General features: G+C 39.1%; 19 protein-coding genes and 1 tRNA gene. 18 read left to right on the plus strand and 2 right to left on the minus strand.

Features of this window, described 5'->3' with window-relative positions:
• Position 1: 1 nt before the first annotated feature.
• The 16 genes from AC07M6_RS19400 (at position 2) to AC07M6_RS19475 (ending at position 16657) form a co-directional block, all read left to right on the plus strand.
• Positions 2-922 (plus strand): glycosyltransferase family protein, encoded by a 921-nt coding sequence (locus AC07M6_RS19400; RefSeq protein ID WP_494892304.1) that lies wholly within the window; start codon positions 2-4, stop codon positions 920-922.
• Between the two features lie 38 nt (positions 923-960).
• Entirely contained in the window at positions 961-2118 is a 1158-nt protein-coding gene (locus AC07M6_RS19405) for an O-antigen ligase family protein (protein ID WP_494892306.1), read from the plus strand.
• The gene (locus AC07M6_RS19410) at positions 2115-2831 is read left to right on the plus strand and encodes a glycosyltransferase (protein ID WP_494892307.1); all 717 of its coding nucleotides are present in this window, start codon (positions 2115-2117) and stop codon (positions 2829-2831) included. Before AC07M6_RS19405 ends, AC07M6_RS19410 begins: the two co-directional genes overlap by 4 nt.
• A gap of 58 nt (positions 2832-2889) precedes the next feature.
• Positions 2890-4119, plus strand: coding sequence for a glycosyltransferase family 4 protein (locus AC07M6_RS19415; protein ID WP_494892309.1), 1230 nt, complete (start codon positions 2890-2892; stop codon positions 4117-4119).
• Complete coding sequence (locus tag AC07M6_RS19420) at positions 4109-4717, plus strand: GNAT family N-acetyltransferase (protein ID WP_494892311.1); 609 nt, start codon at positions 4109-4111, stop codon at positions 4715-4717. The genes AC07M6_RS19415 and AC07M6_RS19420 overlap by 11 nt, the downstream gene beginning before the upstream one ends.
• Positions 4714-5931, plus strand: a complete 1218-nt coding sequence (locus AC07M6_RS19425; RefSeq protein WP_494892313.1) for a DegT/DnrJ/EryC1/StrS family aminotransferase — start codon at positions 4714-4716, stop codon at positions 5929-5931. The genes AC07M6_RS19420 and AC07M6_RS19425 overlap by 4 nt, the downstream gene beginning before the upstream one ends.
• 9 nt (positions 5932-5940) lie before the next feature.
• Positions 5941-6534, plus strand: coding sequence for a sugar transferase (locus AC07M6_RS19430; RefSeq protein WP_494892315.1), 594 nt, complete (start codon positions 5941-5943; stop codon positions 6532-6534).
• A gap of 69 nt (positions 6535-6603) precedes the next feature.
• The gene (locus tag AC07M6_RS19435; RefSeq protein ID WP_494892317.1) at positions 6604-8208 is read left to right on the plus strand and encodes a hypothetical protein; all 1605 of its coding nucleotides are present in this window, start codon (positions 6604-6606) and stop codon (positions 8206-8208) included.
• Between the two features lie 99 nt (positions 8209-8307).
• Complete coding sequence (locus AC07M6_RS19440) at positions 8308-10263, plus strand: polysaccharide biosynthesis protein (protein ID WP_494892319.1); 1956 nt, start codon at positions 8308-8310, stop codon at positions 10261-10263.
• Between the two features lie 153 nt (positions 10264-10416).
• A complete protein-coding gene (gene rfaE1 / locus AC07M6_RS19445) occupies positions 10417-11373 on the plus strand; it encodes a D-glycero-beta-D-manno-heptose-7-phosphate kinase (RefSeq protein ID WP_494892321.1) in 957 nt (318 codons plus the stop codon).
• Between the two features lie 7 nt (positions 11374-11380).
• The gene (gmhA, locus tag AC07M6_RS19450; RefSeq protein ID WP_494892323.1) at positions 11381-11956 is read left to right on the plus strand and encodes a D-sedoheptulose 7-phosphate isomerase; all 576 of its coding nucleotides are present in this window, start codon (positions 11381-11383) and stop codon (positions 11954-11956) included.
• Positions 11957-12105: 149 nt separating this feature from the next.
• Entirely contained in the window at positions 12106-13509 is a 1404-nt protein-coding gene (locus tag AC07M6_RS19455; protein ID WP_494892325.1) for an undecaprenyl-phosphate glucose phosphotransferase, read from the plus strand.
• A gap of 3 nt (positions 13510-13512) precedes the next feature.
• Complete coding sequence (locus AC07M6_RS19460; protein WP_494892327.1) at positions 13513-14304, plus strand: helical backbone metal receptor; 792 nt, start codon at positions 13513-13515, stop codon at positions 14302-14304.
• A 65-nt stretch (positions 14305-14369) separates the two neighbouring features.
• Positions 14370-14451, plus strand: a tRNA-Leu gene (locus tag AC07M6_RS19465).
• A gap of 301 nt (positions 14452-14752) precedes the next feature.
• The gene (locus tag AC07M6_RS19470) at positions 14753-15790 is read left to right on the plus strand and encodes an SDR family NAD(P)-dependent oxidoreductase (protein ID WP_494892328.1); all 1038 of its coding nucleotides are present in this window, start codon (positions 14753-14755) and stop codon (positions 15788-15790) included.
• Between the two features lie 51 nt (positions 15791-15841).
• Positions 15842-16657 carry a helix-turn-helix domain-containing protein gene (locus tag AC07M6_RS19475; protein WP_494892329.1) on the plus strand — a complete coding sequence of 272 codons (816 nt, stop codon included), beginning with the start codon at positions 15842-15844 and terminating at the stop codon, positions 16655-16657.
• Positions 16658-16859: 202 nt separating this feature from the next.
• Here AC07M6_RS19475 and AC07M6_RS19480 read toward each other — a convergent pair whose 3' ends face one another.
• Both AC07M6_RS19480 and AC07M6_RS19485 read right to left on the minus strand, forming a co-directional pair.
• A complete protein-coding gene (locus AC07M6_RS19480) occupies positions 16860-20498 on the minus strand; it encodes a hypothetical protein (RefSeq protein WP_494892330.1) in 3639 nt (1212 codons plus the stop codon).
• A 103-nt stretch (positions 20499-20601) separates the two neighbouring features.
• Complete coding sequence (locus tag AC07M6_RS19485; protein WP_494892331.1) at positions 20602-22299, minus strand: hypothetical protein; 1698 nt, start codon at positions 22297-22299, stop codon at positions 20602-20604.
• A 543-nt stretch (positions 22300-22842) separates the two neighbouring features.
• Here AC07M6_RS19485 and AC07M6_RS19490 point away from each other — a divergent pair.
• Together AC07M6_RS19490 and AC07M6_RS19495 are read left to right on the plus strand one after the other, a co-directional pair.
• On the plus strand, positions 22843-23445 hold the full coding sequence (locus AC07M6_RS19490; RefSeq protein WP_494892333.1) for a YceI family protein: 603 nt from the start codon (positions 22843-22845) through the stop codon (positions 23443-23445).
• Positions 23446-23450: 5 nt separating this feature from the next.
• Positions 23451-24806, plus strand: a complete 1356-nt coding sequence (locus AC07M6_RS19495; RefSeq protein ID WP_494892334.1) for a hypothetical protein — start codon at positions 23451-23453, stop codon at positions 24804-24806.
• Positions 24807-24811: the final 5 nt, after the last annotated feature.

Consider the following 24811-nt stretch of genomic DNA (forward strand, 5'->3'; position numbering starts at 1 on the left):
AATGGATATCAATAAAACGAGTGAGGATTTAATAGAGATGAGCAATCGGGCATCGTTTTATCAGTCAGATGTTGCGGTGGTCTTGGTAGTTTATAATACAAACTTTCAAAACAGCGAAGCGTTTTTATCGTTGAATTCAGCACTCCAAAAAATAAGTGCCGACATTGTAATCGATCTTATTTTATATGATAATAGTCCTGTTGCCACATTTAATAGTGAAACACGGATCAAAAACTGGAACATAACATATATCCACGATCTGTCAAACCCGGGTTTAAGCAAAGCAAGTAACGTAGGATATGAAATATCTGTTGGTTTAGGAAAAAAGTGGATCCTTTTTATCAATCCCGATACAACATTCCCTGAGGATTATTTTTTAACCCTTTATGATGCTCTTGTAAATAATCGGTCAATCCAATTGTTTGCACCTATTTTGCTCTCAAATAATTTAATTGTTTCGCCCTCAAAATTTATATTAAACAGGGGAGCGGCCTTGCCTCATGTTACCGCGGGGGTAAATGGCTTAAAAAACAGATCGATCCTTTATAGCGGCATGTTTATTTCAACCTCGGCACTTGCAAAATGCGGTGGTTTTAATGAGCACATAAAGCTTGATTTTATGGATTTTTATATAATTGAAAAATATAAAAAAATATATAATGAATTCTTTTTGTTAAACATGTCTTGCTTGCATGATCTTTCTTCGTTTGAAACCGATGAAAAGAAGATATTAAGACGGTTTGGTTATTATTGTGAGGGTGCACGTAACTACTGCGATGGGTTAAGCGACTTTTTAACAGTGTCTTGTATATGCGCTGTAAGAACATTAAATCTCACTATTAAATTTAAAAGCCGAGCATTTGTCCCCGTCTTTATTAAAAAGTTTCTTTTTGCCACAAAAAATAAAGGTACTATAAAATAATGTGTGGATAAAAATACTGCATTGTTATAACCGTTTTAATGAGATCGAAAACAATACATTTATTATTTATAATTACCTTATATGAACTTGCATTAATGGGAAGTGGCCAAATGTTAAAACTTGGCCCCTTAACATTGAGGATGTTTCTATTTGTTTGCACCTTATCTGTTTCTGTAGCAATTGTCGTTCTTCGGCGCAAAATTGAATTATATTTTTCCGTTCTGGTTTTAATTTACAGCGCAACGTTACTAGTCCCCACATTTATGGCTGTAATTAATGGCTTTCCTGCTGGTGGTATTATTGAAGATTTAAAACCGCTGATTTTTTTCTATAACATAATATTTTTTTCGTTGATGATAAAAGATGAAAAAAATATATTACAGATAAATGGTATTCTAAAGCGCTCAGCAATTATACTGGCAATGGGTTACTTGTTTGTCATCTTTGGGATTTATACAGGTATACTGGATTTTAATTATATATATGCTTTGCTCGACTCAACAACTGAAGTGTTTTTCAGGGGTACAGCGGGCTTTTTTTATAAAGGGTTTTTGTACCTGTGTATAGGTGTTTTCTTTTTTCTTGATAAGTTTTCAAAAAGGAATGCCCTGTCAATAGCACTAATATTAATTGCCATTGTACTAACATTTACCCGTGGCTTTTTGGTGTCGATTGCACTTGTACTAACTATTTATTTATTGCTGTTTTACAGAAATAAAATTTTATCGTTAATAATTTTAGGAGTTTCTGCAATAGTAGGTTACTTATACCTGGGATATTATACCGATACGATAGGTGATAAGTCTGACTCTGATAGTATACGGTATATACAATACCATGAAGTTAAAAATGAGGCCGATCCGTTTAGTTTTTTTATCGGGCATGGTTTTGGGAAAGGTACCTACAGCCGGCCCGGCCATTTAGAAATAGCTTATTTAGAAATTTTTCATAAACAAGGGATAGTGGGCCTTGCTTTTTGGTTGATATTACTAATCTGCATATTTTATTCATACCATAAAGCAAAATTAAACGGAAACAAGAAAATGGCATTACCCTATTTGCTATCATGTATTTTTGTTTATTTGCAATCATTTACTAATCCGTTTATTAATAATCCCATCGGAATGTCTGTTATAATAATTTCAGTAGTTGTGCTAAAAAGACTTGAAACACTAAAGCCTACAATTGCAATATGAAAATTTCTGTATGTATGGCCACTTATAACGGTGGAAGATATTTAAAAACCCAGTTAGATTCGATATTATCGCAAATACAAGATGATAGTGAAGTTATAATTTCTGATGATGGTTCTACAGATAACACCATTGAGATCATCAAATCTTACAATGATAAACGGATTACTTTATTTTCAAATTCATTTAAAAACCCAATTGAAAACTTTGAATTTACTTTAACTAAAGTTACAGGCGATATTGTTTTTATGTCAGATCAGGATGATTTGTGGTTGCCAAATAAGGTTAAGAAAATGGTGGAATCATTAACAGATTGCGATCTTATTGTAAGCGATTGTTATATGGGCGATGACGCTTTAAATGTTATTAAAGAATCATATTTTGAATGGCGAAACTCGGGAAGAGGTTTATTGAAGAATATTTGGAGAAATTCATATTTAGGGTGTTGCTTGTGCTTTAAGAGCAAAATATTAAACAAAGTGCTGCCATTTCCCGAAAATATTCCTATGCATGATATGTGGATAGGAGTAGTAAGTGAATATTTTTATAACCCTAAATTCATAAACGACAAATTAATTATTTACCGGCGCCATGAAAAGAATGTTACCGAACTCAATAAAGATTTTTCAAGTAAAAATAATTACTATAAACGTTTAAAAATACGAATAGATCTTATCACTGCATTAATTTTAAGAGTAAGGCCCAACCGTAAGTAAATGCACATTTTAGTGTACGCCACAGGATGGTTTATTATTAGCTACCGAAAAAAATACGATGAAAAGTGTATTAATTATTAGCTGTGTGTTTCCACCCGAGCCTGTAGTTTCGGCGAACATAAGTTTTGATCTGGCATTAGCCTTGAAAAAAGAAAATCATCAGGTAACTGTAATTGCACCTTTGCCAACACGTCCGCATGGGTTTAAGTTTGATACGGGTTCATGTGCTAATCTTGCAGATTACTATAAAAAAAAACTACCCGGTATCGATATTATAAATACTAATTCTAAAACATCACCTGGTAATAATATGGGCGGGAGGTTAGCCGAAAGTTACAGCTTTGGAAAGGAAGCCGCATCGTTTATAAAAAAACAATATAAAAATTATGATGTAGTATACATTAATTCGTGGCCTATATTTAGTCAATATTTTATTGCGAGGGCTTGTATAAAGTATAAGTTACCATACGTCATGCATATACAAGATATCTACCCGGAATCCTTAACAAATAAATTATCGGCTGTGCTAAAAAGCGTTGTATACCGGATATTTATAAATATCGAAAAATATAATTTAAAAAATGCGGGCAGGGTTTTAGCGATTTCAGAAAGCATGGAAAAATATCTCATCGCAACAAGGCCGGGTATCGATAATAAAATAACAATAGTTTATAATTGGCAAGATAATAGCGAGTTTGATTTAGTAAGTTCTCAAAGCAAAAAAGAAGAAATGTTTACTTTTATGTATTTAGGTAATATTGGGCCTGTTGCCGGTGTTAGCACTGTTATTAATGCATATAATTATGCAAACTTAGCGGGTAGTCGGCTTGTTATTGCTGGTAATGGCAGTCAAAAAGATGCCTGTATCCAACTTGCCGCAAAATATCCTTCGTCCGATATACAATTTATAAACGTTCCACAAGGCGAGGTAGCCCGTATTCAGCATAAAGCCGATGTGTTGCTATTGCCCGTTATAAAAGGAGCTGCATTAAGTTCAATACCATCAAAATTGCCAGCATATATGTTTTCAAAGAAGCCCGTTTTAGCAAGCGTTGATCTTGAGAGCGATACAGCCAAAACTATTATTGACGCCCAATGCGGTTGGGTGTGTGAACCTGACAATGAAAAACTGCTGACCGAAAAAATGAAAATGGCTATTGACTTAAATAGTGATGAATTAAAGGTACTTGGTCTAAATGGGTATAGCTATGCTATAGCTAATTTTAGTAAAAAAGTAAATCTGCACAAGTTAGTTAGTGAAATAATTTCTGCTGCCAATGATATATAAAAAATTAACCCCTAATGATGCGAATGATATTGCCAAATTACATTATGAAGCATTTAAGGACTTTTTTTTAACATCTTTAGGTAAACGATTTTTAACAATCTTTTATCAAGCAGTTTTAACACATCCTAACGGATTAGGAATCGGTGTATATGATGAAGATAATCAATTTTCGGGCTTTGCTGTCGGAACGCTTAACAATGCTGGCTTTTATTCATCAATAATAAAAAATAAATGGTTGGCGTTGGGATGGGCAGCCATACCTGCAATAATAATGTCTCCTGGTAAATTAAAGCGTTTGCTGACATCAATAATAGCAACAAAAACTACTGGCAGTAATGATACATATATAGAATTACCGTCGTTGTTATCTATTTGCATAAAACCTGGTAAGCATTCAAAAGGAATAGGCACTATTCTGATAAATAACTTTGAAAAGCAAATATTAAGTAAGGGTTTATTTGAATTAACATTAACAACCGATGCAAGTAATAATGAGTATACTAATTCCTTTTATCAAAAAAACGATTACGTTTGCGTAAAATCCTTTTTTCAGGGAGAAAGAGAAATGAACCTATATTATAAAGAATTAAAAAAATGAATATACCTTTTTCCCCACCGTTTATTAATCAAAATGTTATTGATGAAGTTTTAGAGACCTTAAACTCGGGTTGGATAACATCCGGTCCTAAAGTCATAGCTCTTGAAAATGAAATACAGAAAATGACAGAATCGAAAGCTGTTGTATGTGTTAATTCATGGACCTCGGGCGCGATATTAATATTAAAGTGGTTTGGCATACAGCAAGGTGATGAAGTAATTGTACCCGCATATACCTATAGTGCCACTGCACTAAGTGTATTGCATTGTGGCGGCATCCCTGTGATGGTTGATGTTAACGACGATTTTACAATCGATCCAATAAAAGTAAAGCAAGCAATCACACCTAAAACAAAAGCAATAATGCCTGTTGACATTGCAGGATGGCCATGCGATTACACTTCACTTAATAATATTATAAACGATCCCGCTATTAAACAATTATTTAAACCGGAATCAGATAAACAGGAAAAACTGGGCCGTATATTATTGATATCCGATGCTGCTCATTCTATCGGTGCTATTTATGATGATACCTCAGCCGCTAATAAATGTGATATTACTATATTTTCCTTTCATGCGGTAAAAAATGTTACTACTGCCGAGGGAGGGGCTATTTGCATTAACTTACCCAATGCCTTTGATCATTTGGAAGAGTATCGTTTTCTTAAAATGTATACTATTAACGGACAAAGTAAGGATGCACTTGCAAAAACCAAGGGTGGTGCAGGTAGTTGGCGGTATGATATACTTTTCCAAGGGCTAAAAATAAATTTACCCGATTTATGCGCCGCAGTAGGGCTAGCCCAGGTAAAGCAGTATAATAATAAATTGCAACCACTGCGTAAAAAAGTGGCTTTGAAATATTGTGCAGGTTTTAAGCAATATGATTGGTTTATCGAGCCACCTTTACAAGATGAACGACGTGAATCCAGCTATCACATATTTCCGTTACGTATAAAGGATATTACAGAAACACAACGCGATGAAATTATTGATTTAATAATAGGAAAAGGCGTTTCTGTCAATGTGCATTTTATTCCTATGCCCATGATGACACTTTTTAAAGATTTGGGATACAAAATAGGAGATTACCCTAATGCCTATAAGCAATATTCCTGTGAAATATCGCTACCTATATACCCGCAATTAACCGATGAACAAGTAAACTATGTTGTTGATGCGGTAGTAACATCTGTAGAAGCCCGGCGATAATTAAGATATATGTTTAAAAGAATTTTTGATATTGCATTTTCACTAATAGCAATTATTATTTTATTACCGGTATTTATAGTAATTGCTTTATATGTATGGATAGATTCGGAAGGTGGAGTTTTTTATCGTCAAACAAGAGTAGGGAAGAACAATAAAGATTTTAAGTTGTTTAAATTTAGGACGATGCATATTAATGCGGATAAATTAGGCCTATTAACTATAGGCAATAATGATAATCGCATTACAAAAGCAGGTTATTGGTTACGAAAATATAAAATTGATGAGATGCCTCAAGTAATAAATGTTTTTATTGGCGATATGAGTTTTGTTGGCCCCAGGCCTGAGGTTAGGAAGTATGTAAATTTATATAATCAGCAACAATTATCCGTACTATCAATCAGGCCAGGCATTACAGACTGGGCATCGATTGAATTCAGAAATGAAAACGAAGTATTAGCAGGTTATCCAGATCCCGAAGCTGCTTACATAGATATAGTTATGCCGCGCAAACTTTTTTTGAATATGGAGTATATTAAAAAAAGATCGGTTATACTCGATGTGAAAATTATTTTAAAAACATTATCAAAGATCATTAATCCATAAGCTAATTACATAGTCAAAGCACAGCACAATGGGCTAAATGATTTTTGAATTCATTTATCAATCTTAAACATGTCAAAATCTACCTTAAAAAAATTACTAATCATATGCCTTTTTTTGTGTTTTACTTTTGTTAGGGTAAAAGCCCAGTCCGAGTTAATACCTATCAGCAACGATATTAATAACCGGATAGATAAAACTATTTATTTTAACGGCAACGAACGCAGCCATACAGCTATGCGTCCTTTTATAGTAGGCGATTTGCTTGATTCTGCAAAATATTATTCCTTACTAACCCCGGTACAACAAAAAGATTGGCAAACAAAAAGCTGGCTGGCCCGTAAAATATTTTTACAACATTTAATTGAACTTAAACGACCCGATTTTGAATTGACGGCAGATTTTTTGCCATCCTTATCAGTTGGGAAAGAAGGAGGCCGCTCTTTAAACCTTAATACACGCGGGTTTGAAATAAAAGGGATAGTAGGTAAAAAGAAACAGTTTGCATTTACAACATATCTTTATGAAAATCAGGGTAAGTTTGCAAACTATGTTACCAAGTTTATTAATGAAAACCAGGTAGTGCCAGGTCAGGCAACATTGCATAGCATAACTGCCCATAATAGTTTTGATTTTGCCTACTCAGGCGGAACATTATCATATACCCCGTCCGATTTTTTAAACATTCAGGCTGGTTACGATAAAAACTTTATTGGTGATGGTTACCGGTCACTGTTATTATCAGATAACGCAGTGAACTATCCTTTTGTTAAACTTACGGGTACGTTGGGGCCGATACGATATATGGCTATGTATGCACAATTTACAGATAACTATGGCCTGGTTAATAACGATGATACTCCTTTCCCTAAAAAGAATGGGATATTCCATTACTTAAGTTGGAATGTAAACAAAAATTTAAACTTTGGCCTGTTTGAGAATGTGATGTGGGAACCCGGCGACATTGACTTTTCATACCTAAATCCCATTATGTTCGCCCACCCGGTTGATCAGGCCAACGGCTCTCCTGGTAAATCAACAATTGGTTTTACAGGCAGTTATAAATTTTTGCAACATTATGTACTGTATGGGCAGTTTGCCATTAATGAATTTACCTTTAAAGAAGTTTTTGCCGGCACTGGTTACTGGGCAAATAAGCAAGGTGGGCAATTAGGGTTAAAATACCTGGATGCATTTAATATAAGTGGTCTTAATTTGCAGGGCGAGTTTAACTCGGTACGTCCTTATACCTATGCATCGCAAAAAACAAGTACAAACTATAGCCATTTAAACCAATCACTGGCACACCCCTATGGTGCAAATTTCCGGGAGTTTATAATGATCGGCAATTATAATATAAAACGTTTTTCTATACGCGAACAGGTGGGGTATAGTTTATATGGGCAGGATACATTAGGTATTAATTATGGTAAAAACATAAACCTGTCATACAAAAGCAGGCCTGCCGATTACGGTAATTATATAGGGCAAGGGGTTAAAACACATTTATATTATTCAAACCTAAATATTTTTTATTTGTTAAACCCTAAAAATAATCTTGGTTTAGAACTTGGTTACACTGTAAGGCGTGAAAGTAGTGTTAATGGTATAAATAATACTTCCATAATTACATTTGGAATAAGAAGTTCTTTTAGAAACCTGTATTATGATTTTTAGAAGAAAAACCCTATTATTTTGATTTGGTAAAAAATTAATGCAGTTTTTTTTAAATAATAGTATTTTTGTATAATCTGCTTAAACTTAAAGCTATCTACTATGTTAAATAAAATGAATATTGTACCCCGTTGGATTATTTTCTTTCTGGATATATTTTTTTGTACAATATCTTTAATCTCAGCTCATCTGATAAGCAATAATTTCGAAATAGGAACTATAAGTTACACTTATAAAAAAGAAATATTGTTAACGTTCCTGATTATTAATTGTATAATTTTCGGGATACTTAAAACCTATTCAGGTATAGTAAGATATACAAGCGGGCAGGATTCGGTAAGAATATTGTTTTCAGTATTGCTTAGCAACCTCACATTTTATGTTATATGCAATTCATCATTACTTAGCGAAGTAGTTTTAAACAGGATAGTACAGGTTATCATCATAAATGTTCTTTTTAGCTTTGTATTACTTATTACATATCGCTTATTAGTTAAATATTTATTTACATATATTAATAATTTAAAACTCAACCAAAAAAGAGTTATCATATATGGCGCTAATGAAACAGCTATTACCACAAAACGTATTTTAGATCAGCAGGGTACCGGGCTAAGCATGAATATTGTGGCTTTTATTGATGAGGATGACAGGATGCGGGGTAAAAAAGTGGATAACATAAGGATATACCCATTGGCGGATATTGAAAAACTAATTTCATCAGAAAGGATAAACGAGCTAATCATTGCTAAAACCGATATCGACATCAATATCCGGAATACGATTGTTGATATTTGCCTGGCCTACAATGTGCGTGTTTTAAATATCCCGCCAATTGCAAATTGGATAGGCGGGCATCTTAACCCCAGCCAACTTCAAAATATCAAAATTGAGGATGTATTGGAGCGTGAGCCGATACAGATTAATAACCTTTTAATTGAGCATCAGATACGGCGCAAAAGTATATTAGTTACAGGCGCTGCAGGTTCTATCGGTTCCGAATTGGTGCGTCAGTTAATAAAATATGAACCCGCGGTTATTATTCTGAATGATATAGCCGAAACAGCTTTACATGAATTGCAATTAGAATTGCAGGATAACGGGCACAATGTAAATAGCTTTATACCTTTTATTGGTGATGTGCGGAATATAGATAGAATGACATTACTGTTTGAAACTTACAGGCCCGACTATGTGTATCATGCTGCAGCTTATAAGCATGTGCCGATGATGGAAAATAACCCTTGCGAGGCAATCAATACTAATGTTTTAGGCACCAAAATAGTTGCTGATATGGCTATGAAATACGGCGTGGATAAATTTGTAATGATATCTACTGATAAAGCCGTAAACCCAACCAATGTAATGGGAGCATCAAAACGGATAGCCGAAATGTATGTTCAATCCCTTATAGATTTTCATACCAATGATCATGTGCTTATCAATAATAGCATGAGTATCATTAGCGATAAAACAAAAGGGAAAGGGCGTACAAAGTATATCACAACAAGGTTTGGTAATGTATTAGGGTCTAACGGCTCGGTAATTCCCCGTTTTAAGGCACAGATACAAAAAGGAGGACCGATAACGGTAACCCACCCCGAAATTACCCGTTATTTTATGACCATACCCGAAGCTTGCCGTTTAGTACTTGAAGCCGGATCAATGGGAAGCGGTGGCGAAATCTATCTGTTTGATATGGGCAAATCGGTTAAGATAGTTGATTTGGCTAAAAAAATGATCAGGCTATCGGGCTTTGTGGTTGATCAGGATATCAAAATTACATTTACAGGATTACGGCCAGGTGAAAAATTGTATGAAGAGTTACTGAACGACTCGGAAAATACAATCCCAACCCATCACGAAAAAATAATGATTGCAAAGGTGCGTAAACAATCGTACATGCAAATTAATAAGCATATTAAAGAACTTGCAACACTTTCATGTTCATTTAACGATCATCTTGTTGTTAGAAAGATGAAAGAAATTGTTCCCGAGTATAAAAGCAATAACTCCATATTTGAAGAGTTTGATGTTGAAATACCTGTAGCATTATAGGCTTTTGTTATTATTAATGGTAAGCCGGGTATATGCCCGGCTTATTTGTTACCCGGTTTTTCATTTCTGAAAAACCGTTTCAAACCAATTGTTTTATACCGATGTTTGCATAAGCTTAATTGTAGGCTTTAAATAGAAGTAAGAATATATACGATGCCCTTTTTTATACCACCCGACGGAAAAAAAGTAAATATCTGCGTTATTGGCGATATAATGCTGGACCATTATATTAACGGCTCGTGCGATCGGATATCGCCCGAAGCACCGGTTCAGGTAGTTGATGTATCGGGCGAAGTTTATAGCTTAGGTGGCGCGGGTAATGTTTTAAAAAATTTAAAAGCGCTTGGTTGCCAGGGTTCTTTGATCAGTATATGTGGTGATGATGATGCAGCTGCCATTATGCAAACAGAATTAATTAACGCCAACCCGGCATTTTCATATCTGGTAAAAGATGTAACCAGGCGTTCTACCATTAAAACCAGGGTAATTGTAAGCCGTCACCAGCTTATCCGTTTAGATAGGGAAGATAAACACTATTGTTTGGATACCATTGCAAACAGTATGATAGATGCATTTAAAGCAAAACTATCAGAGATAGATATACTGATCATATCTGATTATTGCAAAGGAGTTTTAAGTCCGTATCTGGTAAAATCGCTTATTGATTTATGTAATAGCCACGGCATTACAACAATTGTCGATTCAAAACATAAAGATCTTTCAAAGTACCATGGTGCAACATTAATTAAGCCCAATAAAAAGGAGGCCTCATTAGCATCGGGTATAAATATCACCGATGACGATACATTAGAGCAAGCTTGTAAAAAAATAGCAGATACAACCGCCTGCCAAACAGTAGTGGTTACACTATCCGAAGATGGGATAGCTATTTACCATCAAAGCCAACTCACCAAAATTCCCACTAAAGCAATAGAGGTGTTTGATGTAACAGGTGCAGGCGATACCGTTATAGCCGCATTGAGTTTTGCATTAGCCAATAAAATGACGATTAACGATGCCGCTAATTTTGCAAACCACGCAGCGGCAGTGGTGGTAGCTAAATTTGGCAGCGCCGTAGCTACCCTTGATGAAATAAATAGATTAAGCTGATTGGTAAATGAATACATCGAATAAAATATTAAGCCAGATACAGGAACACCAGGCGGTTATTCAAAATGTGTGCGAAAGTGGCTTTATTGCGGAAATTGATGCCGTTTGTAAGCTAATTAAAGATGCGCTTAATAACGGTAACAAGGTTTTATTATTTGGAAATGGTGGCAGCGCAAGCGATGCCCAGCATATTGCCGCTGAATTTACCGGCCGGTTTGTTAAAAATAGGAGGGCTTATCCTGCAATTGCTTTAACAACCGATACATCTGCATTAACAGCCATTGCTAACGATTATGGCTTTGAAAAAATATTTGCCCGCCAGGTTGAAGCATTGGCACAGCCAGGTGATGTATTGATAGGTATTTCTACCAGTGGTAACAGCGCTAATGTAATTGAAGGATTGTTGCAGGGAAAAAAAACAGACTGCAAACTGGTTGGGTTTACCGGGAATGACGGGGGGCAGATGAGTGAGATCTGCGATATTACCCTGGTAGTAAACAGCAACATCACAGCCCGCATTCAGGAAGCTCATATCCTGATCGGACATATACTTTGTTCGGATATTGACGACATGACCGCCTGATATAAACCAGGTTTTATTTCAGGTTTTTGGGCGATGAATTTTACAAAAAAGTATTAGCAGCAATATGAAATTGCTTGATAATTTCAGCTAATTTGTATTAAATTAGCAAAATATTAGTACAAACTACCACAGGGCAAGGATAGATAAGAATGATCTACAGATACGCTACCTTTATTAAGGCCATCAATCTTTCTATTGATTATACCATACTAAATATCAGTATGGTTATCGCATATCTTATTGTTGATAAATCATATATTTTTTGGGCAAGTAATAAAAATTATCTGCCTGTGGTACTGGTTTTTAATTTGATATGGTTGCTATCCGCCAATATTACGGGTTTATATGAACAGGTTTTAAATAAAGATTCTATCCGCACCTACCAAAGCGTTTTTAAAACTTATGTGCTTTTTGTTTGCCTCATTTGTTTTACCATTATTATCATTATAGGTACAAAGGCTTACTTTATTACCCGCGAGTATCTTTTTTATGCTTTGGCGTTATTTGGCTTTTTGGTGGGGATTTGGAAATTAATATTCCTGGCCATCAGGAAAAGCGACAGGAATTTATTGGTTGATGCGCGCAATATTATCATTGTTGGTGCGGGGCGCATGGGGAAAGATCTGTATCATTATTTTAGAAATAATCCGGATAAAGGATATAGCGTGTTGGGTTTTTTTGATGACGAACCTGAGAAAATGATTGAAAAAAAATTATATCTGGGTAGTACCGACAATTGTATCGATTACGTAATAACAAACCAGGTTGATGAGATATTTTGCGCCCTGCCGGTTTCTGATTCGGATAAAATTGAGCAATTAATGCTGGATGCGGATAAACACCTGATACGCTTTAAAATTATCCCCGAATACTATATCAACTCAAAAAAATCAATGTTTGTACAAAACTTTGATCATATACCCGTTATAGCCGTACGCCCCGAACCATTGGAAAGCATGTTGAACAGGATGGTAAAACGCCTGTTCGATTTTACATTTTCCTGTTTTGTAATCGTGTTTATTTTAAGCTGGCTATACCCCATATTAGCTATTATCATAAAAATACAATCAAGGGGCCCGGTGCTGTTTGTGCAACTACGCTCGGGGCGCGATAACCTGCCTTTTAAATGCTATAAGTTTAGGAGTATGCGTGTAAATAATGATGCCAATAAGGTACAGGCTACGCGCAATGATAAGCGAATTACTAAAATCGGGGCATTTATGCGCCGTACAAATATCGACGAACTGCCACAGTTTTTTAATGTACTGATGGGCGAAATGTCAATTGCCGGGCCGCGCCCGCACATGATAAGCCATACCGAAGAATACTCTAAACTGATAGATCAGTTTATGGTGCGCCATTTTATGAAACCGGGTATTACCGGTTGGGCACAGGTAAAAGGCTTACGCGGCGAAACCAAAACAACCGAAGCCATGATGGAGCGGGTTGAAGCCGATGTTTGGTATCTCGAAAACTGGTCGTTCCTGCTGGATATGAAGATCATTTTCCTTACCGTATGGAACACCGTACGCGGCGAAAAAAATGCCTTTTAACAAATGCTTACCCTAACCGATCAGTTGGGCCGGTGTGTTCGTTTATCAGAGATACCATCCAGCATTATTTCCCTCGTCCCATCGCAAACCGAATTGCTTTATTACCTGGGGCTTGATGATGAAATTGCCGGTATTACAAAGTTTTGTATCCATCCTTCCGGTAAAACCAGGCAAAAGCTTAAAATAGGAGGCACCAAGCAATTAAACATCCCGCTCATTAAGTCGCTGAACCCCGATCTGATCATCGCAAATAAAGAAGAAAACGAACGCCTGCAGTTGGAAGAGCTGATGGAAGCTTATCCAACGTATGTAAGCGATCCTAATAGCCTCGATACAGCTTTGGTGATGATAGAAGATATAGGGGCGCTAACGGGCCGGAAATTGCAATCTGAGGCATTGTCTGGCGCTATCAGGCAGCAATTTGATAGCTTAGGCGCGCTGCCAGCTAAAAAGCTTACTGTAGCATACCTCATATGGCGGAAGCCATACATGGTGGCCGGCAAAAACACCTTTATTGACGATATGCTGAACCGCTGCGGTTTTACTAACGTTTTTGAACAGCAACGTTATCCTGAAGTAACCAACGATATGCTGATTAACGCCAAGCCCGACCTGGTATTACTATCATCCGAGCCATACCCTTTCAGGCAAAAGCATCTTGACGAATTTGCCAAACTATTGCCCGGTAGTATGATACAATTGGTTGATGGCGAAATGTTTTCGTGGTATGGCAGCAGGCTGCTTTACGCCCCCGGATATTTTATAACGCTGATTGACAGTATTAATAAGGGTTAAGTCCTAAAAATCATTTCACTATTCGGCATTTAATCTTATCTTTGCCAACTCTAAAAATCCTAACTGCGGAAGTGGCGTAATTGGTAGCCGCACCAGACTTAGGATCTGGCGCTTCACGGCGTGGGGGTTCGAGTCCCTTCTTCCGCACTTAAAAGTAAAAGCCTTCAAAATCAACGATTTTGAAGGCTTTTTTGGTTTGATAGATTGCTTATTTAAAACGCTTCCGGTTTTAAATAATTGTATTTTAGAGATTTATGAGTTCGAGTCCAGGCATCCAACAATTACTAAATGTTCAAAATTCTTTTTTATAAATCGTAATTCCATTACCATACTGACTTAAAAAATCACATCGGAATTTTATGGTCTTTAAAACAAAGTTTTTCGGCCTTTAAAACAAAGAAGCCAATTGCTCAACTTGGTAATTTTGCTTTCATAAAATTCAATTAAAATGAAACAGAATAATTATAAGGGAGCTTTACAAAAACCAATAGATTCAGGCTTCGACGCAACATCCACAACTTCTGATGTTATAAAAGGGGTAGATCTTAATGGAAAAACTGCTATAGTTACAGGCGGCGACGGCGGGCTCGGCCTGGAAATTACCAAAGCGTTGTCTAAGGCAGGTGCAACAGTAATTGTACCTGCCAGGGATACTGAAAAAGCAAAATCAAATCTTCAAGGCATTGCCAATGTAGAAGTGGAGCCAATGAACCTAATGGAACCTGCTTCTATTACTTCTTTTGCTGAAAAATTCATGGCATCAGGCAGGCCATTACATATGTTAATTAATAATGCGGGCATCATGTGGACGCCTTTACAACGTGACAACCGTGGTTATGAGGCACAGTTTTCTACCAACCATTTGGGGCATTTTCAACTGACAGCAAAACTTTGGGAAGCCCTTAAGAAGACAGAAGGAGCAAGGGTGGTGACGGTTTCATCTTCGGCACACCATTATTCGCCAGTGCTTTTTGATGATGTTAATTATCAGACAAGAGAATACAACAAATTTGAGGCGTATGGCCAGTCTAAAACAGCTAACGTGCTATTCACTGTTGAATTAGATAACAGAGCCAGTCAGTTTGGTGTTCGCGCTTATACATTGCATCCCGGTCTAATATTGGAAACCAATTTGGGCAGGCACCTGACCTTTGAAGATTTTATTACTTTGGGTGCCGTAAATGCAGACGGCACACCCAATGAAGAAGCCCAGGCAGCAATGCAGAAAATGTCTAAGACTAAAGAGCAGGGCGCTGCCACAACCGTATGGGCCGCAACAAGTCCGCAATTGCAAAATATGGGCGGTGTTTATCTCCAAGATGTCGAAGTTGCCGGTTACAATCCCGATGCATATGACAATAGCGCAGGCAAGAGCAACCCTGGCGGGACGTTCGGTGTGGCACCGTTTGCCCTGGAACCGGATGCGGCACAAAAGCTTTGGGTTTTGAGCGAGGAGCTTACTGATACAAAATTTAATGTTCAATAAACAAAACAAATAGGGCCCATACTGTTGGGCCTTATTTGTTATTATTGTATAATGGCAGTACGGCAAATAAATAACTACGCAGAGATTGTATTTACCTGCAGCGAAGCAGTACACCAAAATAGTGAACTGATTGCTGAGGAGCATTCTATTGTTCGGGTTTTATCAGGTCAATTGAAAGTAATCGAATCCAATAAAGTTTACTTTTTTGAATTAGGGGAAACATTCTTATTCCCTAAGAACAGGTTAGCCCGGCTCATAAAAACAGGAAAAGACGGTTTGCCCTATAGGGCGATTATTGTAAAGCTGACCCAAGATGTCCTGAAAGCATTTTACGAGCATAAAAAAATTGATGCTGTTACAGTGTTTAAAAATGATGCCATTATTCCGTTACCCCAAGGGCCATTATTAAATAGCTTCTTCGCATCTATGCTTCCCTATTTTGACCTGGAATATAAGTTGCCGCGCGAACTTTCGGAGTTGAAAATAAAGGAGGCGATAGCCATATTGAGAACCATAAACAGTAATATGGACCACATTTTATCCGATTTTTCTGAGCCGCATAAAATTAATCTTGCTGAGTTTATGGAGCGTAACTATATGTTTAACATGCCAATCGAAAAATTTAGTTATCTGACAGGGCGAAGTTTGACAACCTTTAAGCGTGATTTTAAGAAAGTGTATGGTACTACGCCTCAGAAATGGCTCACACAAAAAAGGCTTGAACTTGCCCGATACCAATTGGCTGAAAAGAACCGAAAACCTTCTGAAATTTATTTAGAAACGGGTTTTGAAAACCTCTCGCACTTTTCATATGCGTTTAAAAAACAATTTGGTTTTACGCCAAGTGAATTGTCAAAAGCTAAATAAACCTGAGTAACTTCCCTTAGGATACTTTGTGTCTATTAAAAGCTCTTAAATGGCAGATAACTCGCATACCATAAACAACCTTCAAGTTGATCTCATAAGTATTTAGTCCAAAACTGCCGCTAAATAACGGCATTATGTTAATAAGGTTTCCCCTGTATTTCAGGGGAAACCTTATCGCCATCCGTTTATTCCAATACTTTGTTTAAACGATTGAGAAGGTTACGTTGTCTTGTTTATCGGTAAACGACCTGCCCGCAACAAGCGCCACATGGGTAAGGCCCGTTACAGCATTCGCGGCACAAATGCCTACGGCAGCCGGAACCGGTACCTTAACCGGAAAATCGCTGATCATTTTATAAAGATTTTGGAAAAGATTAGAAGTGAACCTCAGGTTATTAGGCCGGTTTTTTTCTTGTTTGGCAAAGTCAGTACAAAGAATTCCTGCTAATACAGCAGAGATAGTTAAACTGAGCCCCCGAAATCCCGATCTAAAACGCGCTGGCGCGCGCTTAGCCGCCACACTTGCAACCGTTTTAACCGACGTTAATGACAGATATGCCCATTGATAATTGGTTAATGAAGGTACTTCATACTTCCCGTCATTTGATTTGAGGCTGATATCAAGCAGATTGAAATGGTCGAATACGGTGGCCATGAACGCACAGAGCGTTTTCATCCCCGAAAATAGCTTGGGCCCGTCCCATATCTCACCCTCAATCTCGTCAGTGGGGTTAGTAAGGTAATCAAACAGTTCGATGGTGCTGCACATGATCTCAACTGTACGTGTTAGCTCATAGCCAAAAGTGATCAATCCTGATACCTGATAAGCTTCTTTTTGATCTGCCAGTAATTTTTTTGAACCCGTAACATTGGCCGTGCTTTTTGGTAATGCTTTTGGTCCTCTCTTAAGCATCGCGTTAAGCACGTTTACATCGATGGGTGAAAGCTCCTGGTGAGGGAACGAGTCGCCGGTGGCTAATTTGTAAATGATACGTAACGGCAGGGCAATCATGATAGAACTAACGCGAAGAACGGTTAACTCGCGCCCTCCCAGCAGAGGTTTCAGGACCGAGCCCAATATCGGGATATTCATTTTATAATTTGCCGCCGCCTTAATGGCTTCTATCAGCACTTTGGCGAGGCTCATTAACGCTACTGCGCCGTGTTTTATTTCTTCGAGCACGGTAACAGCCAATATCTGCAGTAAGCGCGTCACCGTTTCGCCTATCGTGTCGGTTGTAATATTGCTGAATAGGTCGCCTATCATTGAAATGGCTTTTTCGCCGGTCATAAGCCCGTTCTCAATCAGGTCTTTAAATGCCCGTTCTATTGCTTCGGCAACGCCATCCTGGCTGCTTTGCCCCGTAGATGAAGGCTTACCGTGGATCAGGTGATAGTTGCCCAGGTTGGCGGCAGGGTCCTGTAAAGGTGCCACCCGCCCATCGGTACGGTTAGACCGGCCTACGTCGCCAAGCTTATTAACAATGTCTTCGCCGGCTATCGCAACTTCTATATCACGGAATATGTCGGCAATCTTGTCACTCACCACATCGGCGGTACCTGCAACAATATCAAAACCATTGTTAATCAGTTCGCAAAGCTTGTCGCTGGTTTCCAGTATATCTGTCCAGCCAAGCAGTTTGCCCAGCCATTCCAGTATTTTTTCCAGGTCGATGCCAATCAGCTTAAGCACCCAGTTTAAGGCCTTAAAAACAGCGCCCAGCGTATCAAGCATGATATTAAGTATCTTGTCGCCAATGGCCAGCACAAACCGCAATCCATCGCCAATCTTTTCTAATATAAAACTGATCCCGTTCTTCAGTTCGATATACCCCTTTTTAATAGCGCCTATTGCCGAATCAACAAAATCAGTGAGGTAGTGCAGGGCATCACCGGCAAAATGCTTAAGGTCGTCAAAAATGCCGCCAACTCCTAACATCGGCAAGGCGCTTGTATTGCCATAGCTTAGCATAAAGTTATCGGGTAACTTGTTTAAGGTTAGCCTGCCGGTATGCAGCACTCCCTTGTTTTCGACGGCGGTAAAGGTATATTGATCAGCAGCATTGCCGGCACGGTAACCATTATGATTGCTATTGCCGCTCTTAAGTTCGTGACCTTTATCGGCAAGTTGCGAAATATTTCCGGCCACGGCGTTAAGGGTGTCGTCATCATAACTGGCGGTCAAAACGGGCTTGCCATCTTCTGTCCGGGCATTCTTCAGATCATCTGCCGACTTAATACTTGCAAGGCCCCTGGTGATCTTGGCATTCGAGTAAATGTTCAGTGTTTTGTCAAGCCAATCGGCAGTAAGGTGATAAACAGCACAGCTGATATCATCGGCCATGTTGATGATGGTAACATTACCCATAATATCGGTGCTTACCTCTGCGCTGCTGCCCTGGTCAAGGCTGTACACATAACCGTTGATGGTAACATACGTCCACTCCGAGGCCGTGATCTGCACTTTCTCGTTAATAAGTGATCTGCCCTTTGCATCCTCAAAATGTAAATGAGTGGTGAACGAGTTAAATTCAAGCACATCATTTTGCTCGGGTACATTAATTACCTGCTGCTTCCATAATGTGGTTGCACTATCTTGCCAGTAATGCTGTATACTTCTATCGGCCGTTACCAAATACAGTTCGTTACCCTCGCGTGTGGTATTGCGTATAGGGGCAATGTGTGTTACATCGGTCTTGAACAGCACCGGGTCGTTCCATTCATATATTTCATCTTTTATTTTTCTGCCGCCTTGTCCCTGTACCTCGGTCTTTACCTTTTTTCCGTAGATATAATACAGTTTATTGCCAGCGGCAGATGCCCAAACAACTATACTGTCTTTATCCTGCCTGATGGTCAGCTCGTGTACATCCTTAATTTTATCGGTAACCACGTGGTATTGGTTCACAGCTGTATTTTTAAAAAAGTAAACACCTGTTGGCGAGCCTATGAAAATGTCGGAACAGATTTGTATAGCCTTGGTTTTAGAACCAGTAGGCGTGCTGATACAGTTAATGCTAAGGTTGCGGAATGGTTGAGGTATTTTAGGGTTGCCGGGGCTATAATCATAGCTTAATGAGCCCTGTTGAGCTTCGGCAATGGTAGTACAGGCCAGGGTTTGGGTATCGCCGATATTATAGATATAGAAGATACCCGTTTGACCAAAAGCATAACCTATCGAAATATCCTTCAGGGCATCGGGATGTTGTTGGATGTCTTCCGGGAATTCGTATTTGCTGGCTTTGCCTTTGCCGTCAAGCAAATAGTAATATTTAAACCCTTTTAGGTTGCCTGCAACTATACTTACAGGCGGTTTACCGTCATCACCGGCACTCATCAGCATCCGCTCAACTTTAAACTGAGTATTAATACCTTCAGTTTTATGGGCAATTGACGAGAAATTCGCCCAGTTGGTCTCTTCGAAGTTGTTAGAAAGCTGCGGGGCCGAAAAAACGGTTGTTCCGCTTCCGTCTTGCTTTTCCATAGCCAGGTTAACAGAGATACTTCCCTTATTATCCTGTGTCATAGAAAATGCCACGGCTTTAAGGCCGGTACCTAAGCTATCGCTCAGGGTAATAACTTGATATCCGCCGGCAGTGACACTGTCCTGTTTCATCAGGTAAAACTTTTGGTCGGTACCGATGGTAAATATCATCGGCCATCCCTGGTCATCCTGCGCTATTTCGATATTGCCGGTAGGGTCAAGCGGCGATGCAAGCTGATGGTTTTTCATCAGTTCGGCAGCCACGGTTATATTAACTTCAGAAAAAGCTTTGCCTTTAGCGGGCAGTTTTATTACGTCGGCGCCATTTAACACCTCGTTTTTATTTAGTGAGTTCATTGGTTTGAATCTTATGTAGGTTTAAAAAAATGTTAGTTAATACTGCAGGCAGATAACGTATCAGGCTGTAGCTACAGCCTGATACATTAGTTTCGGTTTAAGCTTATGCATCCACCCCGGGTTGCAGCACGGTACCCATTAAGGCCAGGTTGGTTTTGCTGCGGCTTTTTAAAAGCTGGCGCTGTTGCTGGAATTCTTTTGTCGCCACTTTAACTTCAGAGTCTGTTTTGTAGGTAACAGATAAGGACAAATTGCCTGCTTTATCGGCCACAGGATCTTTGAAAAAGAATACGCCACCGGCCGGAAGCATAACGGCGCTGTTGAAGCTATTATCCATATTATCAATAACAGATCCAAGATTTGCCGCCGGTACTACAGACCCGGACAGACCGCCGCTGACAAAACTAAAGAGGCTGGAGAACACATTGAAGATATCATTGAGCGCGCTCCACATATCGGCACAGGTGTTTTGGCCTTTCGAACTTTCCTGCTTATCTATTTTGAATTTATGCTTAAAAGTTAATGAAGGTTGACCTTTTTTATCTTTTTCAACAGTCACTGTGAACCGGGCACTCCATTCGATCCGTGTTTCTGAAGAAGCTCTTGCTGTACAAATACCCATGTTTGTGGTGTGGCCTTTGTAAACGAACATAACGCCTTTTATGTCGTAATAGGTTGCTCCGCGTTCGTTGCTTATATTTACCTCGTAACTATCGTTATAAATATCGCTGCTAATATTCCAATCGGCTATATTGAATTTGAAACCTGTGGCTGTTGTTTGTTTGGCTTCGCTGTAAGAGCGTTTAGGGCCCAGGGTCAAATTAGCCTTCAGTTTGTCGTAAGTTTGATCGCGAAGCTTTTCAAACAGCGGTTTCAGAATAAACTCTTCGCTGAAACTTGACGCGCCATAGATCATTTTGCCATCGCACTGGTCTTCGGGCGTTATCCAGTTGGTGTCAAAATTATCAGGGCTGCGCCTGATCTCTTTATGCCCGCCTTTGGTCACCAATGTAAAGTTGAGGTTGCTTAATTGCGGGTGAGTATTGTCCCGGAACATCGTAAAGGTTGTACCTACGGGTTTAAGGCTATCGGGTACCTTTGACTCATCCGGTACGTTGGTTTTGTCGTTTTGAATGATGCTGTAACCCAAAATAAAGGGATTACCTGTTTTGGTCAGCGATTTCAGATAGAAGTTCATAAAGGTCACCAATTGCTCAATGCCCTGGTCTTTCGCTTCGCCGGCAGAGGTTTGGGCCGGGTCAAATTTCATCAGGTCTGTCGACTGGAAATTCATGAACAGATGGTTCACATCAAACATGTTCGACATGAAATTACTCAACTGCTCTTCAACAAAGCCAGGTACTTTAATACTATTTTCTAAATTCTCTTTTTTCAGCCGTTGCAGGTCAAGGTTTATAGCAATGGCATATTTCCAGCCGGTGGCGTTAAATTTCACCAGCTTTGCGGCTTGGCCCATACCCTTCCAAAACCAGGCATACCCGCCGGTAAACTCCAATATAAAGGTGATCACCTTACCGCTGCCGGTTATAGAAACCTGGGGTTTAATTTCAACGGCGATAGTAGCGGATGGGGGATTACCTTTGGCGTTAAATTGAATATCATCGATCGAGTCAAGGACCTTGAATTCATACTCATCGGTATCCTCGTTCAATTCCTGTGTAATTACCAGTTCGGGATTGATAGTCCCCATTTTTAACAGATGGAATAGTTGGTCGTTAATACTTTTTTCAGTGATACTGACAACCATGTCAAAATCCTTGAATACGTCTGTGTTTTTCATTTTTTTTTAATGTTTAAAGGTTATTGATAATGAATATTAGTGTGTTCGAGTTTACCGGCCGGCCTGTGGTTGCACCTGCCTGGCCCTTGCCCTAAAGGGTGTTGGTTTTTGTGTTCTTATTTTAATGAGAGCTAAGTTAGGTGGGCGTATGATCCGGGAACAGACCGAAAGGAGGGTTCTTACAGGCGGGTTTAATGGTTTATTGTCAGTGTAAAAAAGGCTGACTAAAAGCGGGTTACCGCTTTTAGAGATCCGGATAGCGGTAGTTGATGATAACACTTTATTCCACCAGGGTATTAGCATACCGCTTTTGGCGCACAGAGCGTAAAGAATGTATTAACGGACCGTTTTAAAGGGAACTATCATGCCTGATGTTATCCTGATGGAGATCGCCATGCCTTTGGTCAATAGCGATGAAGCCACAAGCAGGTATAAAAAAACTCCGCATAATGTAATTAATTGATTTGCATCACATTCCGCCTTAACCCTCATCACCTTTCAATGGAGCGGGGCGCGATACATTTGCCCTAAATCAAATAACCCATGAAAAACAGGAACAATCACTTTAAAATGATCCCGCTTTTAATAGCAGCCATCATTTGTTTAGCCGCCACGCAATTGGTGGCACAATCAACTTATAAATTAACAAGCGGGCAGGATGCAGCCATTAAGGTATCAGGCACATCTAATGTGCACAATTGGGTAATGACCTCTACCGAGATGGAAAGCAAAGGCGAATTCACGGTTAATGATGATAAGCTGACCGCCTTACACGCCTTCAACTTTCAGGTAGCAGTTAAAAGCTTAAAAAGCGAACATGCATCAATGGATAGCCGGATGTATAAATCGGTTAACGAAAGCAAATATCCAACCATCAGCTATAAGCTTATTTCGGCAACCATTAGCCCGGTTTCAAAAAGTAAATTTTTGATCATGTCAAGGGGCGAGCTAACTATCGCCGGGTCAACACAGCCCATCAGTATGCAAGTTACCGCCGTGGTGAACCCCGACAATACCATTACCATCAGCGGCACTAAAAAGATCCAGCTAACCGAGTACGGCATTAAACCGCCAAGCTTTATGCTGGGCACTATGAAAGTATACAACGACCTCACTATTCAATTTAATCTGATCTATAAAAAATAAACACTATGAAAATTAAATACCTCTTTATCGCTATGGCGATGATATTATCGTATAGTATTAAAGCGCAGGAAATACAGTTTTTCCGCCCCAATAATCAACTTGGTGTTAATCAATTTGAAACCAGTAAAAAGGATACGGTACCCTTTACCGGGCTCAAAGTTAAAATCGGCGGTGGCTTCACCTTAGCTTATCAAACCCTTAAGGCTTCCAATACCGCTACGCCGGTTGTAAAAACAGTAGGTACGGCAACAGGAAATGTAAATGCAATAACACCTATTTATAATGGCTTTAACCTGCCAATGGCTAACCTGATATTTGATGTTCAGTTAGCTGATGGTATCCGGTTGAACCTGACTTCATACTTATCTACCAGGCACCACGAGGATACCTGGGTAAAAGGCGGCTATTTGCAGATCGACAAATTGGGTTTTCTGCATAGCCCGCTGGCCGATCGATTGATGAAAAACGTAACCGTCATTATCGGTCAGTCGGATGTTGACTATGGCGATCAGCACTTCCGCAGATCAGACGGTGGTAATACCATTTACAACACTTTTGCAGAGAACTATATTATGGATGAATTTGCTACCGAAATAGGGATGCATGTTTACTATAAATGCCCAAAAACAGGGTTTTTCGCCATGGGCGGCATCACAGATGGAGAGTTGAACGCAGTAACTATCGCGCCAACCAAAATTGATGCTAAAACCGGTGAACCTAACAAATATCCGCCTGCGTTTTTAGGTAAATTAGGATTTGATAAACAAGTTAATCCCGATTTAAGGGTACGTATATCCGGATCGTTCTATTCAATCAGCAGCGCCAATAGTAATACTTTATATGGTGGCGACCGTTCAGGTTCAAATTACTACAACGTCATGTCAAACCCTACCACCGCGGCAGGTTCAACACTTACACAAGCGGTAGATTATAATGCTTTTTCAGGCAGATTTAACCCCGGCTTTAGCCAGGAGAACCATGCCTATATGGGTAACCTGTTTTTGAAATACAAAGGGCTTGAGTTTTTTGGTACAGCCGAAACGGCCAAAGGACGCACCATTGCCGAAACTACTACACGCGGCGCGCGCCAATTTGCCGGCGATGTGGTTTACAGGTTCCCCCAGGGAAAGGAAAACTTTTGGGTAGGCTACCGTTACAACACCGTTTCTGCCACCATTTTAGGCAACAGTGCCGATGTCACCATCAACCGCTCAGCCGGAACAGCCGGATGGTTTTTGACCCATAACATTATGATGAAGGCCGAATATGTAAGCCAGGAGTATAAGAACTACGACGCTACCAATATTTTTAATGGCGGTAAGTTTAGTGGCATGGTAATACAGGCCGCTATATCATTTTAAGTTTC

The organism is Mucilaginibacter sp. GW821-FHT07H05 (assembly GCF_059418485.1).

Excerpts from the sequence above, each read along its gene's own strand:
- AC07M6_RS19400 (WP_494892304.1), top strand. The coding sequence starts at position 2 with ATGGATATCAATAAAACGAGTGAGGATTTAATAGAGATGAGCAATCGG.
- AC07M6_RS19405 (WP_494892306.1), top strand. The coding sequence starts at position 961 with ATGAGATCGAAAACAATACATTTATTATTTATAATTACCTTATATGAA.
- AC07M6_RS19410 (WP_494892307.1), top strand. The coding sequence starts at position 2,115 with ATGAAAATTTCTGTATGTATGGCCACTTATAACGGTGGAAGATATTTA.
- AC07M6_RS19415 (WP_494892309.1), top strand. The coding sequence starts at position 2,890 with ATGAAAAGTGTATTAATTATTAGCTGTGTGTTTCCACCCGAGCCTGTA.
- AC07M6_RS19420 (WP_494892311.1), top strand. The coding sequence starts at position 4,109 with ATGATATATAAAAAATTAACCCCTAATGATGCGAATGATATTGCCAAA.
- AC07M6_RS19425 (WP_494892313.1), top strand. The coding sequence starts at position 4,714 with ATGAATATACCTTTTTCCCCACCGTTTATTAATCAAAATGTTATTGAT.
- AC07M6_RS19430 (WP_494892315.1), top strand. The coding sequence starts at position 5,941 with ATGTTTAAAAGAATTTTTGATATTGCATTTTCACTAATAGCAATTATT.
- AC07M6_RS19435 (WP_494892317.1), top strand. The coding sequence starts at position 6,604 with ATGTCAAAATCTACCTTAAAAAAATTACTAATCATATGCCTTTTTTTG.
- AC07M6_RS19440 (WP_494892319.1), top strand. The coding sequence starts at position 8,308 with ATGTTAAATAAAATGAATATTGTACCCCGTTGGATTATTTTCTTTCTG.
- rfaE1 (WP_494892321.1), top strand. The coding sequence starts at position 10,417 with ATGCCCTTTTTTATACCACCCGACGGAAAAAAAGTAAATATCTGCGTT.
- gmhA (WP_494892323.1), top strand. The coding sequence starts at position 11,381 with ATGAATACATCGAATAAAATATTAAGCCAGATACAGGAACACCAGGCG.
- AC07M6_RS19455 (WP_494892325.1), top strand. The coding sequence starts at position 12,106 with ATGATCTACAGATACGCTACCTTTATTAAGGCCATCAATCTTTCTATT.
- AC07M6_RS19460 (WP_494892327.1), top strand. The coding sequence starts at position 13,513 with ATGCTTACCCTAACCGATCAGTTGGGCCGGTGTGTTCGTTTATCAGAG.
- AC07M6_RS19470 (WP_494892328.1), top strand. The coding sequence starts at position 14,753 with ATGAAACAGAATAATTATAAGGGAGCTTTACAAAAACCAATAGATTCA.
- AC07M6_RS19475 (WP_494892329.1), top strand. The coding sequence starts at position 15,842 with ATGGCAGTACGGCAAATAAATAACTACGCAGAGATTGTATTTACCTGC.
- AC07M6_RS19480 (WP_494892330.1), bottom strand. The coding sequence starts at position 20,498 with ATGAACTCACTAAATAAAAACGAGGTGTTAAATGGCGCCGACGTAATA.
- AC07M6_RS19485 (WP_494892331.1), bottom strand. The coding sequence starts at position 22,299 with ATGAAAAACACAGACGTATTCAAGGATTTTGACATGGTTGTCAGTATC.
- AC07M6_RS19490 (WP_494892333.1), top strand. The coding sequence starts at position 22,843 with ATGAAAAACAGGAACAATCACTTTAAAATGATCCCGCTTTTAATAGCA.
- AC07M6_RS19495 (WP_494892334.1), top strand. The coding sequence starts at position 23,451 with ATGAAAATTAAATACCTCTTTATCGCTATGGCGATGATATTATCGTAT.